Raw genomic sequence first — 16,136 nt, 5'->3', positions numbered from 1 at the left:
CCTCCAACTATAAAAGACCCCTGGCTATAAAAAAATACCTTTAACAAAAGGGAGGGAAATATATGTCCGTTAATGCAATCCGGGATGATGAGAAATCCGTCAACACCGGTAAATTAAATACACTGCTTCGACTTTTTAAGTATTTATTAACTTATAAAAAAGAAATCATCTTCGTACTTATTATAATGGCCTGTACGGTCTCAATCAGTTTGATTAACCCTCTGATCGTGGAATATGCCATCGATGTTAATATTGCAAACCATGATATAAACGGGTTGGTAAAACTGGGTATCTTTGCAATCATATTAAATCTTATTTTTATTTTCTTGGTTAAATTAAGAATGTATATAATGGCAAAAATATCAAACAAAGTGCTACTTACTGTCAGGCAGGAACTTTATACCCATATACAGAAGTTGAGTTTCAGCTTTTTTGACAGCCGGCCCACCGGTAAGATTCTTGCCAGAATTATCGGCGATGTCAATTCATTAAAAGATGTTTTATCTAATAGTGTTACCACTTTAATTCCTGACTTTATAACCATCCTTGCTGTTGTGGCTATTATGGTAATTAAAGACTATAAGCTGGCTTTCGCTGCCATGATTAGTTTACCTGTTATGTTAATCGGTATGTGGCTCATACAGATTTATTCACATGTAAGATGGCAGCTTTACCGTAAGAAAAATTCCAATCTGAACGCCTTTATCCATGAAGACCTGTCAGGTATGCGTGTGGTACAAAGCTTTACGGCAGAAGTAGAAACTGCTGCTGCTTTTGATGAACTGCTTATGGAACACAGGGGAGCATTTATAAAAGCTGTAGTATTAAATGATGCCTTTGGTCCGGTCATAGATTTCTGCTGGGGACTTGGTATGGTATCACTTTATTATGCCGGAGTTAAATTAACCGGCAGCAATCATGTTCAGGTTGGTACTCTGATTGCCTTTGGTACTTATATCTCCATGTTCTGGCGCCCGATTATGAATTTAAGTAATTTCTACAACCAGATGGTGACAAATATCTCCGGTGCGGAAAGAATCTTTGAGATTATGGATACAAAACCTGAGATAACAGACCGAGAAGATGTGAAAGAGTTACCGGATATCAAAGGAAATATACGATTTGAACATGTGTCTTTTGCTTATGACAAAGATACCCAGGTTCTAAAAGATGTAAGCTTCCAGGTGAAAGCCGGAGAAACCATTGCACTGGTAGGTCCTACCGGCGCTGGTAAAACTACGATAGTTAATTTAATCAGCCGTTTCTATGATATACAGGAAGGGAATATCTATATCGACAATTATAATGTTAATGATGTTTCCATAGAAAGCCTTCGAAAACAAATGGGTATTATGACACAGGATAACTTCCTTTTCTCCGGTACCATAAAGGATAATATTCGTTACGGCAAGCTGGATGCAACGGACGAAGAAATCATAACCGCTGCAAAAGCGGTAAATGCCCATGAATTTATCATGAAATCAGAAAAAGGTTATGATACGGAATTAAAAGAGAGAGGCGCCGGTTTATCCGTGGGTCAAAGACAGCTTCTGGCTTTTGCCAGAACCATGGTATCCATGCCGAAGATTCTCATTCTAGATGAAGCTACCTCAAGTATTGATACCCATACCGAACTTTTAGTTCAGCAGGGAATAGAAAATTTATTAAAAGGAAGAACTTCCTTTGTTATCGCACATCGTTTATCAACGATACAGAAAGCAGACCGTATTTTTGTTATTGATGAAGGCGGAATTAAAGAACAGGGAAATGCAAAGGAATTACTAGCCAAGAAAGGTATGTATTATAACCTGTATATGGCACAATTTAAAAATATATAAAAATAAAAACCTTACCATACCTTTTAAGCTGCTAATACCGTAATATAAGTCAGTTTAGATATGGCAAGGTTTTTTATAATTTCACCCCTATTATAGCTCCGTACTAAAAGTCTACAACTAATCGTATTACCAAATATTACATCCGTTCCTGCATAAATAATAGGATTAATTGAATAATTTGTATTGGAAAAGTAGAAGAAACAAAAGTAGTGTCCGAAATGTTAACTGTTACGGTTGGCATGATGATTCATCCCTTCTTATTTTTTTGAGGCTTGCCCTCAGTACATAATATGTCAAAAAACGACAAATGTTACTATGTGATAATAAGGAATCACACCAATAAATAAAAAACATGATATATATTTTTTTACTATATAAAATTAGTGTATAATATAAGCTGCATGAATAGTATTTCTAATAAATCCAATTTGGTAAAATTATTAAAAGGGAGCAAATTTATGGCATTATTATGTTTAATAAGTTTTATTTTAGGCTTAATTTATTTTAGATTAGCGTGTTATATTGGATCATTTTTTAAATTTTCATATGTTTTTAAAAAAATAATAAAAATATTTATAAAAAAAAATAACATTTGATTAGAAGGAGTTATAATATTTAGCCTCCCATTTACTTTTGTTACACCTAATTTTGTATTTTCTCCTTTATAATCTGGTATCCCACATTCCGCAGAATGAATCAACCGGATCTATTCCTTTAAATTCACTTCTTCCAAGCAGCTTATCCATTACTGCATCCACATTGGACTTTTTAAACTTATATGCATTAATATAGGTTCGAATTCTGGGTGCATCAATTAAATGATATGGATTTGCAAAGGATATAAATATAGTTGGGATGTCTGCCTGGTAATTCGGACAATTTGCACCCATAGGTTGTGCCCATTCGATACGTACTACCGTCTGGTTGCTTTTTGTAATCATATTACCCACGTATAGAAGAAGGTCATATTTATCCAGCATATCCTGATATTTTGAAGATCTTCCCTCTAATCCTTTGGGAGCTTCGAATACATCAACAAGAAACCCTTCTTGTTCAAGAGCTTCCTTCATCGTTTCGGTTACATCTTCACCACCTGCATAACCAAGGGCATTTTCGCCGGAAATAATAGGATAAAGAAGTACTCTCTTATAAACCTCTACTTTCAGCGGAATCAGACCCTGTTTATTTTTAACCAAGGTTATCGTTTTATCGGAGCAATCCAGTTCCATATCTTTATGTTCCTTACATCCAACAATTTCTCTGGCTTTCTCTATATCCGGTATCAAGGTACCCTCTGTCTGTTTCTTATGAAGTTTAAGAGCTGCCTTTAACCCAAGTATTCTAAGAACTGCTTCATTAAGTCGTTCTGCGGTTATTGTCCCATCTTCTACTCCGGCTCGCATAAATTCATAATCTTCTTCCAAATTCTTTGTAAACAGGAACATATCACATCCTGCTGCAATGGTATAAGGTACTGCTTTTTTCCTGCTCATTGGAATACACATACCTGCCATGGTAGTTGCATCAGTTACTATCATTCCGTTAAACCCTAATTTGTCTCTTAATAATCCATTGATTAATTCCGGTGCTAAGGTGGCGGGCATAATATCTTCGTCTTTGATACCCGGTTTTAATTTCCTGCTATAAGCCGGCTGCATGATATGCCCTACCATAACCGTCATAGCACCTGCCTTAATACAGGCTTTATAAACTTCACCGTATGTATCATCCCATTCCTCACAGGAAAGGGAATTAATACTGGTAACCAGATGCTGATCTCTTTCATCCACCCCATCTCCGGGAAAGTGTTTGATGGATACCGCCATACCCTGTTCCTGGCAGGCTTTTGTATAAGCTACACCGCAATCTTTTACCAGGTTATCATCAGAACTGAATAATCTTGTTGCCATAATCGGATTCCGGAAATTTTTATCAATATCGATAACAGGAGCGAATGCCCAATTTGCACCTACTGCAGTTCCCTCTCTCCCACATACATATCCCATCTTTCCTGCAAATTCCGAGGTTCCTGCTGCAGCCGTCTGCATATTCGGACCAATATTGGTTCCTTCATTGATTAATCCATCTCCTCCTGCTTCAAAGTTAGCTGATATTAATAATGGAATCTTGGTATTTTCCTGCATACAGGTAATAGTTTTGCATATCTCCTCCAGTGGCATAGGCCTTCCCATACAGCCACCGATTTTATATTTTGTTACATATGCCTTTAACACATCTTCTTCACTGCTATAAGCAATCAGGCAAAATAACTGGCCTATTTTTTCTTCCGTGGTCATTCCCTCCAAGGTGCTTTTAACCCAGTCTATATCCTCGCAAGAAAGATAAAACGGTTTCTTTTCTAATAATTTATAATCTATCATAGCAATCTCCTTTATTTAAATCCTTCAACCTGCTTATTAAATCATCAATTGTAATATTAAAAAGTCCCGGAATACAAATATCTGCATTGGGGAGGTTTTCCTTTTGTCCGATTCCTATAGCTTTCATTCCCCCATTATGCGCGGCTTCGATACCTGCTTTGGCATCTTCAAAGACGATACAGCACTCCTTATTTAACCCCAGTTCTTTTGCACCTAATAAAAATACTTCCGGATCGGGTTTGGCTGTATTTACCATGGTGCCGTCAATAACAGCATCAAAAGTATTATTTAGCATTAATCTTGATAAAATTACACCGGCATTTTTACTGGCTGAGCCTAACGCGATTTTATATCCCTTATTTTTGGCATCCTCTAAAAATTCATTTACCCCAGTTAATATTTCCTCCCGTTTTAATTCATTGATATACTTAAGGTAAATATTATTTTTTATAGTGCAATATTTTTCTTTTTCCTCATCGGTTAGATCAATTCCTCCAATTTCCAGGATGATATTAAAAGACTGTTTACGGCTTACCCCTTTTAATCTTTCATTGTCTTTTTCCGTAAAAGGTATCTTAAGTTTTTCCGCTAATTCTTTCCATGCTAAATAATGATATTTAGCTGTGTCCACAATAACTCCGTCCAAATCAAATAGTAAACCCTTTATTTTATCCAATACCTAATTCACCTCTCTTCTATGCTTATATCGTTTACAAAACACCCTGCCAACCTACTTCCTTACACTATTAGATTAGTACATAAATACAAAACACAAAAACCCATTAATATATCCTGTTAATATAATCATATCGTATAAGCTTTTTCTAAACAATGCTGAAACATTAGGGCTTTTATACAGGTTTTTGCTTTTTTCCCTTTCTCTGATATTTTTTAGCTTGTATTAAACGCAAAAACTTGCAGTTGTTCTTGTAAACCATATTTTCGTATGCTATATTTAGCTATAAGAACGATTCGGCAATTACACCAGAGGTGAGATATGAACAGTAATCATGAGATAATAGAATACAGCAAAAATCTTCCCATAAAATTATTTTGTCAACGCATCGGAAGTGTATCAAAGCACTGGCATAGAAGTATAGAACTTCTTCTGGTTTTATCAGGCGATTTGGATGTATGGATAGAAACTGAACGGTTTACCTTGAAAGAAAATGATCTGATCCTGATTAATTCCAATCAGGTACATGAGACTTACAGTAAAGATTGTGTGTTGATCGCTTTGCAGGTACGTCTGTCCATGTTCCATATGGACTGGCTTAATACGGAAAATGTATTTTTTCATTGTAACTCTTCTTTACAGATAAATAATAAACATTTTGATTATATACGGGAAATCATTGCGAAGCTGATTGAACTGAATACCAGTACGGTATCATACAATCAATTGCTAAGTTATTCTTATGCCTGCCGGCTAATATATGAGCTGTTGATACATTATAAAGCGGAACAGCCTGCTGTAGTCCGCACCCAGAAACAAATGGAACGCCTGGGAAAGCTTATTGAGTATATAGAAAAAAATTATAACAGAGAAATTACCTTACATGAATTAGCGGAGTTAGAATATCTGTCTCCATCCTATTTATCTCATTTTTTTGAAAAAAATATGAATATCTCTATTACAAATTATTTAACCAAGATAAGAATTGAACATTCTCTTGACTATTTACTAAATACGGATTATTCCATAGAAAAAATAGCGGAGCTTTGTGGTTTTTCAAGCCCCCGTTCCTATGCATCCTTTTTCCGTAAGCAATATAATGAACTTCCCAGCCAATTCAGGAAAGAGAAAAAGTATGATTCCATTCCATTAGATCATTTGGATTCTGCTCAAAACAGCAGTTATTTAAACCTGGACAAATATGATTTTTTTGGTAAACTTTCCGCCTATCTAAATAAGAATAACTTTAAAAACAAAATGGAAAATGAGCGTCATAAAGTAAATCTCGGCAGCATTAATACCAGGGCAACCACACCTTTTACCAATCCTGCTCTGACTTTTTGTTCTGTCGGACGTGCTAAAGAAATTCTATATAGGAATATACAGGATATGCTGATAACACAGCAAAAAGAAATTGGATTTCGTTATATTAAATTTCATGGTATTTTCGATGATGCTCTAATGGTTTATCGGGAAGATTCTGCAGGTTGTCCGGTATTAAATTTTAATATGATTGATGAAATACTGGATTTTCTTTTAAGCATTCATTTATCTCCCCTGATTCAATACTCTTTTATGCCAAAAGCCCTGGCTGAAACACCGGAAAAAGAATTTTTTGCCATCCCTTTTATTATGAGCGAACCAAAAGATTACACCAAATGGGAATACCTTGTAACCCAGTTTACCAAACACATTCTTAAAAGATACGGCTTTTCGGAAATCTCCGGGTGGATTTTTACGTTCTGGAATGAAACCTTGTCTAATTTTCCTTTTGATTTTAAAAGCAGGGAAATATCACTTCAGTTATATGAAATAACCAGAAATGCAGTTAAAAAGGTGAATCCTCAATTACAATTTGCAAATACATCCTATGTAAACAGCAATTTGTCGACTGATACTATGCAATATGCATTAAAATATATGGAAGATAACAATTGTATACCGGATATCTATTTATTTCATTTTTATCCTACGTCCGGTTCACCTAGGAATAAACTAAAAGAATTTGATAATGATAAGTTTATGGAATATATGTCAAATTGTAGCCTGTCCTTAAGCAACGATCCCGATGCTTTCGGAACATACCTGGATATGCTGAATAATAATCTGCCTGGCCGGAGTAATAAACCACTTTATATAACCGAGTGGAACCTTAGCCCTTCACACCGGGAATTACTTAATGATACCTGCTATGCATCTGCCTATTTTATAAGAAATATCCTTAAAAACTATACTAAAGCAGACAGTTTCTGTCACTGGTGCCTATCCGACTGGATGGAAGAATTGTCTTTTCCTGCTGACCTGTTTCATGGCGGTGTGGGTCATTTTACGAAAAACGGCATTAAAAAACCTGCTTACTATTCCTACCTTTTTTTATCTAAATTAAAAGAAAGTTTGATAGAGCAGGGTGAGGGTTATTTTATTACGAAAACTAAAAATATAGATGATTTTAGCATTATTTTATATAATTACTGTCATTTTTCTGATCTTTACAGTAAAGGTTTAAATTTTAATTTTTCCTATACCAGCCGTTATGAAGTTTTCCCGGATGATTCAAAAAAAGAACTTATCTTTACATTATCCGGTCTGGGAGATGGTGAATATACCTTAACGGAAGAAATCGTAAATCGCAACTATGGAAGCTGCTATGATAAATGGTTGGAAATGGGTGCTGTCCCCTTGGAAACAGAAGAAGTTGAAACCTTAAAGCAATTATCCCATCCATTATTGAAAAAAACGATTTGTTCCGTTACAAACCAGGCACTGGATTACAAGGCTGTACTAGAACCTTTTGAAATTCGCCTGATCCGGATAACGAAAAAAGAATGATTCTATTCATCCATTCCCTGATGCAACCGGAATAGATGAATTATCCTGTGCAAGGAGTGTAGATATCTAATATCGAGCTTCCACGGTTACTTAAAACCTTCTCGGCAAGGTAATAATGAAGGTTGTCCCTTTTGTCAGCTGGGATCTAACCTTTATTTTACCCGTATGGCCTAATATAATTAATTTAGCAATGGATAACCCCAGTCCATGACCATATATTTTTTCGTTTCTTACCTGGTCTGAGCGATAGAATCGCTCAAAAATATTATTTACGTCTTTTCGCGTCATACCGATGCCGGTATCCTGTACTGTAATTACACAGTCTCCGTCATCATTTTGGCACTTTATTGAAATGGTATCACCATCCCTGGTATATTTTACTGCATTGTCTATAAATACACGGATAGCCTGTTTAAGAGCCTGTTTGTCACCATATACAATTATGTCTTCTAAGATTGGACTCTCAATAATCCGGTTTGATGTGACCAAACGGGTTTCTTTCACCATTTCTTCTACCACATGACACATATTAAACTTAATTTTTTCAAGTTTTAAGGTTTTTTTATCATGCCTGGATAAAAAAAGTAGCTTTTCCACTAAATCTTGCATTGATTTTGCTTCATTATTAATTGCCTCAATAGATTCCCGTAATACCTCTTCATCTTTGGTTCCCCAACGACTTAGGAGATTTCCATAACCCTGGATTACGGCAATTGGAGTACGTAGTTCATGTGACGCGTCTGATACAAATTGCTTTTGACTTTCATAGGATACTTCAATACGGTCTAACATACTATTTATCACATTTGCCAGATCTTTTAACTCATTTTTCGTACCTTCTATGTTCAGCCTCTGACTATGAAGATTATTAACAGTAAGGTGGTTAGCAGAAGCAGACATTTCATAAATCGGTTCTAATAATTTCTTATCACTTTTCTTTCCTTGTTTAATAATTATATAAACTAATAATAGATACAGAACCGTCATAAATCCAAGAAGCCAGTTTAATTTCTCGCCGTTTTCTTCCAGATTATATTGAAAAAACAATTTATATGTTATACCTCCTGCTGTGACCTCATTATCCTCTGAAATAATAATGATTGGCATCAAGGCATTATTTTCCCTATGATAAGTAATATGCCCAAAAAATTTTTTATCATCGGAATAATCCTTCTCTATATCATTGTAAATAACCGAGTTGGTGTCTTTACTGATTATTTTTAATGTAAGTCCATCTATTACATATGGATTAAAAATTACTCCATTTAATGGTTTTCCCGCAACATTTAGTAAATTTTCCGTGATTTGATCTGCCTTTTTATTGTAACTTCTCCATTCCGCTCCATAATATAACATGATAAATATAATCACAGAAACCGCTCCGTTAATGATTAAGAGTTTTAAGTAATGGAGCGAAATACGAAAAGCAATAGAAAATCGAAATTTGCCCAGCCATTCTTCTTTCTTTCTCCTGAATGGCAATACAATCTTAATTAATAACTGCCTAATATTTTCTCTCAAATTAAATTTCATCCTTGATAATATAACCCACCCCTCGTACTGTATTAATTAAATGAATTCCGTATTTATCATCAATTTTCTGTCTGAGGTAACGGATATATACATCCACTACATTGGTATCACCAAGATACTCATAATCCCAAACATTATTTAATAACTGCTCTCTTGTAATAGCAATGTTCTTATTTCGAATCAAATATTCCAATAATTCATATTCTTTTTTAGTCAGTGTTAATTCTTCTTCCCCGTAATATGCACTATGACTGGATAAATTAAGTTTCAGACTGCCAATCTGAAGCAGGTCTGCTTTAGGCTGCAATAATTTAGCGTGTCTGTTTAGGGATACACGGATTCTGGCTAAAAGTTCTTCAATTGCGAATGGTTTTGTCATATAATCATCTGCACCCATATCTAATCCGGCTACCTTATCTGTAACATCATCTTTCGCAGTCAGCATAATAATTGGAACTGCGGATTCCATTCTGATTCTTCTGCATACTTCAATTCCGCTAATGCCTGGAAGCATAATATCAAGAAGCACTAAATCAACATCTTTCCGTAATGCCTTTTCTAACCCTGTCCTTCCGTCTGCTGCTATTTCTACCTCATAACCTTCATATTTAAGTTCTAATTCCACAAATCTTGCTATTTTGCTTTCATCTTCAACGATTAATATCTTCGCCATACTATATAACTCCTCCTATTACAAAAGAATATCTATCACCATTCTATCGGTTAACTAAATATTTTTCAATAACTATATATTAAAGTTTTATTAGAAATATAAGTTTGTGTTAATTTTCACACACCTGCCAAAAAACGACAGATCCGTGAACATCATGAATTTGGTCACTTTTTACAACACTGTCAAAAGCATAGGAACTTAAAGAAATATTTAATATTAAAACAGACCCCATGTCTCCCATTATAAACTGGTAAATAACTTATTTTACTATTAAAATAAAATTATTTTACTATTCTATAATTAGTAAACACGAGGTCTATCATATTAAATTCCTTTAACTATAACGGATAAATATAATATTGAAAAATAATATTAATGAAAATATGTTATAGTACAGATTTCACGGCAGCTACTACATTTTCAGTTGTAAAGCCAAATTTCTTAAATAATTCTCCAGCCGGCGCAGATGCTCCAAAACCTTTCATCGTTACATATGCACCGTCTAATCCGACATATTTGCCCCATCCAAAGTCTATTGCTGCCTCTACTGCAACTCTTGCTCTGACTTTCTTAGGCAAGATACTTTCCTTATATTCTGCACTCTGAGCTTCGAATAAGTCCAGTGATGGCATACTGACAACTCTAATGTCAATTCCTTCTTTAGCAAGTTCTTCTTTTGCCTTAATACCTAGTTCAACCTCAGAACCACTTGCCATAATAATACCATCTGGAATTTCTTTTGAGGAATCCGCAATAATATATCCGCCTTTTAATGCTTCTTTACTGGAACCTGCATATTGAGGAAGATTCTGACGGGTCAATACCAATGCAGTTGGTGTACCGGTTGATGTAACAGCATAATACCATGCCGCAATAGTTTCCGTAGCATCCGCAGGTCTGAACACCGTAAAATTTGGCATTGCACGTAACATTGCTAACTGTTCGACCGGCTCATGGGTAGGTCCGTCTTCTCCTACACCAATACTGTCATGAGTTAAAACATAAGTTAAAGGAAGTCCCATTAAGGATGTTAATCTTGCCATTGGTTTCACATAGTCACTGAATACAAAGAATGTCGACACAAATGGCCTTAAACCGCCATGCAAGGCAAGTCCGTTTCCGATTGCCGCCATTGCAAGTTCCCTAACACCAAAATGTAAGTTACGTCCGGCATAATTCTCTTTAGAAAAATCACCCTCGTCCTTCATATAGGTTTTAGTAGATGGTGCAAGATCTGCAGAACCTCCAATGAAACCTGGTACTAAATCTTTAATTCTATTAATAACCATACCGGATAAATTTCTAGTTGCATCAGGCTTATCAGGATATGCCCAGAATTCTTCATTATTTATAAGATCTTTTGCAATGGATTCATTATGATACTTTTCCCAAAGTTCTTTCATTTCAGGATAAGCTTTACAATACTTATTAAACATCTGATTCCATTCTTCTTCTACTTTTGCATTTTTATCAGCAATTGCTTTAAAGTTATCATAAACAACTTCTGGTACAAAAAATGCGTCCGTATGTGACCATCCTAACTTTTCTCTCATAGCTGCAACATTCTCAACACCTAAAGGTTCCCCATGTGCACTTGCCATTCCCTCTTTCGGAGATCCGAAACCGATTTTAGTTTTAACCGTAATCATGGTAGGTCTTGTCTTATCAGCCTTAGCCTGTTCGATTGCCGCGCCGATTTCTTCCAGATTATTACCATCTTCTACCACTAATGTCTGAAAACCAAAAGCCTCAAAACGCTTTTTAACATCTTCTGTGAAAGCAATATCTGTACTTCCTTCAATGGAAATTTTATTGGAATCGTATAAAACAATTAATTTATTTAAACCTAAAGTGCCTGCTAAAGAAAATGCTTCGGATGAAATACCCTCCATCATACATCCGTCACCGCCAAGTACATAGGTGTAATGATCCATTACAGGAAATTCTTCTTTATTAAACTTAGCTCCTATATGAGCTTCTGCCATTGCCATTCCTACAGCCATTGCCATACCGGCACCCAAAGGTCCTGTGGTTGCTTCCACACCGACAGTATGTCCGTATTCCGGATGTCCTGGTGTTAATGAATTTAATTGTCTGAAGTTAGCTAAATCATCTGTTGATAAATCACCATAACCAAATAGGTGTAATAATGAATATAAAAGGGTTGAACCATGACCGCCGGATAATACAAAACGATCCCTGTTAGGCCACTTGGGATTCTTAGGATTATGATTCATATGTTTTGCCCATAATTCATATGCCATTGCAGCTGATCCTAAAGGAAGCCCAGGATGTCCGGAATTTGCCTTTTGTACTGCATCAGCTGATAATACCCTTATGGCATTTACTGATAAAGTATCAATGTTACTCATTTTATTTCCTCCTGTAATATATATAATTTATTCTCCGAATACAGCTTTATAGTCTTTCTGGAATTTTTCAATTCCTTGATCAGTTAACGGATGTTTTGTACATTGTTCGATAACACTGTAAGGAACTGTTGCAATATCTGCTCCTGCCAGAGCACAATCAGTAACATGAACCGGATTTCTTACACTGGCTGCGATAATTTCAGTATCAAAATTATAGATATCAAATATTTCAGAAATAGTCCTAATTAAATCGATACCAGGCATAGAAATATCATCTAAGCGGCCTAAAAACGGAGATACGTAGGTTGCACCTGCTCTTGCAGCTAATAATGCCTGATTAGCTGAAAAAATCAAAGTAACATTAGTCTTAATTCCTTCACTTGAAAGAACCTTTGTTGCTTTTAATCCTTCTACCGTCATAGGAATTTTTACAACCATATTTGGATGAATTTTAGCAATTTCTCTGCCTTCTTCAATCATACCTGCAGCATCAACCGTAGTAGCTTTTACTTCACCACTGATTGGTCCGTCTACAATGGATGCAATTTCTTTAATAACTTCAACAAAATTTCTTCCTTCTTTTGCGATTAAGGATGGGTTCGTTGTAACACCGCAGATTACACCCATTTCATTTGCCTTTTTGATATCTTCTACATTAGCAGTATCAATAAAAAATTTCATTTTAAAGCCCCCTTGGTTTTAGTAAATTTTTATTGTTAGTTTAATAACTAAACAAATTTAAAATCCAAAATTTTTATAAAAGAAATAATATAATACATCCAAAACATATTCACATATAAATATAATATACTATAATCAATACTATAATGCAATAAAAAAATAAATATTTTGTGTCCTTAAGAAGTTACTGTTCACTCACCTGCAAAAATCAGCAGTTCCGTAAACAATAACAGACTTCGCGATGCACACAAAACGAGGAGGCATCGTTTTGGCGCTGCAATTCTCCGGTTTTCTGTGACTTTCGCTTCGCTACACTCACAAAAAACACGTCGCGTTTATTATCTATGAACAGTAACCTTAAAAATCACTTTAAAATTATACCTTAAATACAAAACACTTTTAAATATTCTCTGATCTATGTTAATATAATAATAAAAATTATAGGAGGAAAGCTATATGGAAAATTTAGGTTACTATAACGGATCGTTCGGTCTTATAGAAGATATGAAGATTCCTATGAATGATAGGGTATGTTATTTCGGTGATGGAGTATATGATGCTACCTATACTGCAAACCATCTCATTTACTCATTGGATGATCATGTTGACCGTTTCTTTAACAGTGCAAAAATGATAGGTATACCAATTGTACCTAGCAAAAAAGATCTAAAGAATCTTTTACAGGAAATGGTTAATAAAGTCGACAGTCCAGAACAATTTTTATATTGGCAGGTTACCAGAGGAACTGCTATTAGAAATCATGCTTATCCTGAGTCTGATATTCCATCTAATCTATGGATTATGATTAAACCGGGAAGTATTAAAGATATTTATCAGAAGTTTAAATTAATAACAGTGGAAGATACCAGATATTTTCATTGTAATATTAAAACACTAAATCTACTGCCAAATGTAATGGCGAGTCAAAAAGCAGCGGAAGCCGGCTGTGATGAAGCTGTATTTCATAGAGAGGATAGGGTGACAGAGTGTGCACATAGTAATATCTCTATTCTAAAAAACGGTGTATTAAGAACTGCACCCCTGGATAATCTTGTCTTACCGGGGATAACCAGAGGTCATTTGTTACATTTTTGCAGACAAAACGGAATTCCTGTGGATGAATCTCCATTTACATTAAATGATCTAATGGACGCCGATGAAGTGATTGTTACAAGCGCTGGTGCACTATGTATTGCTGCCTCTGAAATAGACGGCTTTCCGGTTGGAGGAAAAGCCCCGGATTTACTAAATATATTACAAAAATCTGCTTTAAAAAAATTTCAACAGGAAACCGGTGCTTTATAATACTACAAAAACGTAAAGAACCTTTTTACCTCTATATACCACTACAAAGGTATTATGCAAATCAAGACCTTTACTCCATAAGACTACATAAGTTTACGCCCGGCTTGGGCGAACAAAAAAAAGACTATATTAGATAATATAGTCTTTTCCTAGTCTTAATGAGACATCCGGGATTCGAACCCGGGACACCTTGATTAAAAGTCAAGTGCTCTACCGACTGAGCTAATATCCCATATTTATTGAATTGGATTTATCAATAACATCACTGCTGTTATGTAGTTCACATATCCAATAAAAAATGCCCAGAGCCGGAATCGAACCAGCGACACGAGGATTTTCAGTCCTCTGCTCTACCGACTGAGCTATCTGGGCAAGGCCAACTTCGTTGACCCCCAAAGAACTTTCATTCTTTTCGGGTTAACGAAAACTATTCAGTTTTCGAATTGCGGGGATAGGATTTGAACCTATGACCTTCGGGTTATGAGCCCGACGAGCTTCCAGACTGCTCCACCCCGCGACAATATTTTTTTGTAATTTTGTTTTTTCAAACAAGTGGATGGAGAAGGATTCGAACCTTCGAAAGCGTCGCTAACAGATTTACAGTCTGCCCCCTTTGGCCACTCGGGAATCCATCCAAATATAAGATGTAAACATCATAGTACTTTATAATATGCAATTATTACTTATTGCATATTATAGATGAAAATTTTTCATCTAAGCCGACGATCGGACTCGAACCGATAACCTGCTGATTACAAGTCAGCTGCTCTGCCAATTGAGCCACGTCGGCAACAAAACCATTTAGTCATTGTAGTTAAATGGGACCTATAGGGCTCGAACCTATGACCCTCTGCTTGTAAGGCAGATGCTCTCCCAGCTGAGCTAAGATCCCATATTCTAACTAAACGACCCAGAAGGGACTCGAACCCTCGACCTCCGCCGTGACAGGGCGGCGCTCTAACCAACTGAGCCACTAGGCCAATACTTGACTTACACTAACACATTAATTTCATCTAATTTTATGAACAAACACTTTATGGTCAAGCCCTCGACCTATTAGTATTAGTCAGCTCCATACATTACTGCACTTCCACCTCTAACCTATCCACCTTGTCGTCTTCAAGGGGTCTTACTAGCTTACGCTATGGGATATCTTATCTTGAGGGGGGCTTCACGCTTAGATGCCTTCAGCGTTTATCCCTTCCCGACTTGGCTACTCGGCCATGCACTTGGTAGTACAACCGATCCACCAGAGGTCAGTCCAACCCGGTCCTCTCGTACTAAGGTCAGCTCCTCTCAAATATCCTACGCCCGCGCCGGATAGGGACCGAACTGTCTCACGACGTTCTGAACCCAGCTCGCGTACCGCTTTAATGGGCGAACAGCCCAACCCTTGGGACCTACTACAGCCCCAGGATGCGATGAGCCGACATCGAGGTGCCAAACCACTCCGTCGATGTGAACTCTTGGGAGTGATAAGCCTGTTATCCCCAGGGTAGCTTTTATCCGTTGAGCGATGGCAATCCCACTTTATACCACCGGATCACTAAGTCCTAGTTTCCTACCTGCTCCACCCGTCGGTGTCGCAGTCAAGCCTTCTTATGCCTTTGCACTCTGCGAATGGTTTCCAACCATTCTGAGAAGACCTTTGAGCGCCTCCGATACCCTTTCGGAGGCGACCGCCCCAGTCAAACTCCCCACCTGACATTGTCCACTGCCCGGATCACGGGCACATGTTAGAAATCCAATACTGCAAGGGTGGTATCCCAACAGTGGCTCCACCACGACCGGAGTCGTAGCTTCCAAGCCTCCCACCTATCCTGTGCATGCAATACCGAATCCCAGTAT

At 36.6% G+C, this 16,136-nt stretch carries 9 protein-coding genes, 7 tRNA genes and 1 rRNA gene (1 of these 17 only partly in view); 3 read left to right on the top strand and 14 right to left on the bottom strand.

Going from position 1 to position 16,136, the window contains the following annotated elements; translation table 11 throughout:
• The first annotated feature begins 62 nt into the window (after nucleotides 1–62).
• Entirely contained in the window at nucleotides 63–1,838 is a 1,776-nt protein-coding gene (locus RBU59_RS15285) for an ABC transporter ATP-binding protein (protein ID WP_308143377.1), read from the top strand.
• A gap of 662 nt (nucleotides 1,839–2,500) precedes the next feature.
• Here the strand turns inward: RBU59_RS15285 and RBU59_RS15280 are convergent.
• Complete coding sequence (locus RBU59_RS15280; protein WP_308143376.1) at nucleotides 2,501–4,219, bottom strand: glycoside hydrolase family 3 protein; 1,719 nt, start codon at nucleotides 4,217–4,219, stop codon at nucleotides 2,501–2,503.
• The gene (pgmB, locus tag RBU59_RS15275; protein WP_308143375.1) at nucleotides 4,206–4,895 is read right to left on the bottom strand and encodes a beta-phosphoglucomutase; all 690 of its coding nucleotides are present in this window, start codon (nucleotides 4,893–4,895) and stop codon (nucleotides 4,206–4,208) included. Before pgmB ends, RBU59_RS15280 begins: the two co-directional genes overlap by 14 nt.
• A gap of 321 nt (nucleotides 4,896–5,216) precedes the next feature.
• Here pgmB and RBU59_RS15270 point away from each other — a divergent pair, with 321 nt between their 5' ends.
• Nucleotides 5,217–7,724 carry a GH39 family glycosyl hydrolase gene (locus RBU59_RS15270; RefSeq protein ID WP_308143374.1) on the top strand — a complete coding sequence of 836 codons (2,508 nt, stop codon included), beginning with the start codon at nucleotides 5,217–5,219 and terminating at the stop codon, nucleotides 7,722–7,724.
• A gap of 90 nt (nucleotides 7,725–7,814) precedes the next feature.
• On the opposite strand, the gene RBU59_RS15265 is transcribed toward RBU59_RS15270, so the two are convergent.
• From RBU59_RS15265 to fsa, 4 genes are all read right to left on the bottom strand, one after another.
• Complete coding sequence (locus RBU59_RS15265; protein ID WP_308143373.1) at nucleotides 7,815–9,245, bottom strand: HAMP domain-containing sensor histidine kinase; 1,431 nt, start codon at nucleotides 9,243–9,245, stop codon at nucleotides 7,815–7,817.
• Between the two features lies 1 nt (nucleotide 9,246).
• Nucleotides 9,247–9,930 carry a response regulator transcription factor gene (locus RBU59_RS15260; RefSeq protein ID WP_308143372.1) on the bottom strand — a complete coding sequence of 228 codons (684 nt, stop codon included), beginning with the start codon at nucleotides 9,928–9,930 and terminating at the stop codon, nucleotides 9,247–9,249.
• A gap of 386 nt (nucleotides 9,931–10,316) precedes the next feature.
• Complete coding sequence (gene tkt / locus RBU59_RS15255; RefSeq protein ID WP_308143371.1) at nucleotides 10,317–12,302, bottom strand: transketolase; 1,986 nt, start codon at nucleotides 12,300–12,302, stop codon at nucleotides 10,317–10,319.
• 27 nt (nucleotides 12,303–12,329) lie between these two features.
• Nucleotides 12,330–12,983 carry a fructose-6-phosphate aldolase gene (gene fsa, locus RBU59_RS15250; RefSeq protein WP_308143370.1) on the bottom strand — a complete coding sequence of 218 codons (654 nt, stop codon included), beginning with the start codon at nucleotides 12,981–12,983 and terminating at the stop codon, nucleotides 12,330–12,332.
• Between the two features lie 456 nt (nucleotides 12,984–13,439).
• Here fsa and RBU59_RS15245 point away from each other — a divergent pair, with 456 nt between their 5' ends.
• Nucleotides 13,440–14,288: a D-amino acid aminotransferase gene (locus tag RBU59_RS15245; RefSeq protein WP_308143369.1), complete on the top strand. Its 849-nt coding sequence runs from the start codon at nucleotides 13,440–13,442 to the stop codon at nucleotides 14,286–14,288.
• A 159-nt stretch (nucleotides 14,289–14,447) separates the two neighbouring features.
• On the opposite strand, the gene RBU59_RS15240 is transcribed toward RBU59_RS15245, so the two are convergent.
• The 8 genes from RBU59_RS15240 to RBU59_RS15205 all read right to left on the bottom strand — a co-directional run.
• Nucleotides 14,448–14,520 (bottom strand) — tRNA-Lys (locus RBU59_RS15240).
• Nucleotides 14,521–14,587: 67 nt separating this feature from the next.
• Nucleotides 14,588–14,660: transfer RNA gene (locus RBU59_RS15235), tRNA-Phe, on the bottom strand.
• Between the two features lie 71 nt (nucleotides 14,661–14,731).
• Nucleotides 14,732–14,805: transfer RNA gene (locus tag RBU59_RS15230), tRNA-Met, on the bottom strand.
• A 36-nt stretch (nucleotides 14,806–14,841) separates the two neighbouring features.
• Nucleotides 14,842–14,923, bottom strand: a tRNA-Tyr gene (locus RBU59_RS15225).
• A gap of 82 nt (nucleotides 14,924–15,005) precedes the next feature.
• Nucleotides 15,006–15,078: transfer RNA gene (locus RBU59_RS15220), tRNA-Thr, on the bottom strand.
• A 29-nt stretch (nucleotides 15,079–15,107) separates the two neighbouring features.
• Nucleotides 15,108–15,180 (bottom strand) — tRNA-Val (locus tag RBU59_RS15215).
• 14 nt (nucleotides 15,181–15,194) lie between these two features.
• Nucleotides 15,195–15,268, bottom strand: a tRNA-Asp gene (locus tag RBU59_RS15210).
• 56 nt (nucleotides 15,269–15,324) lie between these two features.
• A 23S ribosomal RNA gene (locus RBU59_RS15205) occupies nucleotides 15,325–16,136 on the bottom strand (it continues 2,108 nt past the right edge of the window).

It is taken from the genome of Anaerocolumna sp. MB42-C2 (assembly GCF_030913705.1).
Classification (GTDB): domain Bacteria; phylum Bacillota; class Clostridia; order Lachnospirales; family Lachnospiraceae; genus Anaerocolumna.
The sequence above is the reverse complement of the archived record's forward strand: the minus strand, read 5'-3'. Positions and strand labels throughout refer to the sequence as shown.

What these genes read in the sequence shown, in the direction of transcription:
- RBU59_RS15285 (WP_308143377.1), top strand. Translation starts at nt 63, where the DNA reads ATGTCCGTTAATGCAATCCGGGATGATGAGAAATCCGTCAACACCGGT.
- RBU59_RS15280 (WP_308143376.1), bottom strand. Translation starts at nt 4,219, where the DNA reads ATGATAGATTATAAATTATTAGAAAAGAAACCGTTTTATCTTTCTTGC.
- RBU59_RS15270 (WP_308143374.1), top strand. Translation starts at nt 5,217, where the DNA reads ATGAACAGTAATCATGAGATAATAGAATACAGCAAAAATCTTCCCATA.
- RBU59_RS15260 (WP_308143372.1), bottom strand. Translation starts at nt 9,930, where the DNA reads ATGGCGAAGATATTAATCGTTGAAGATGAAAGCAAAATAGCAAGATTT.
- tkt (WP_308143371.1), bottom strand. Translation starts at nt 12,302, where the DNA reads ATGAGTAACATTGATACTTTATCAGTAAATGCCATAAGGGTATTATCA.
- fsa (WP_308143370.1), bottom strand. Translation starts at nt 12,983, where the DNA reads ATGAAATTTTTTATTGATACTGCTAATGTAGAAGATATCAAAAAGGCA.
- RBU59_RS15245 (WP_308143369.1), top strand. Translation starts at nt 13,440, where the DNA reads ATGGAAAATTTAGGTTACTATAACGGATCGTTCGGTCTTATAGAAGAT.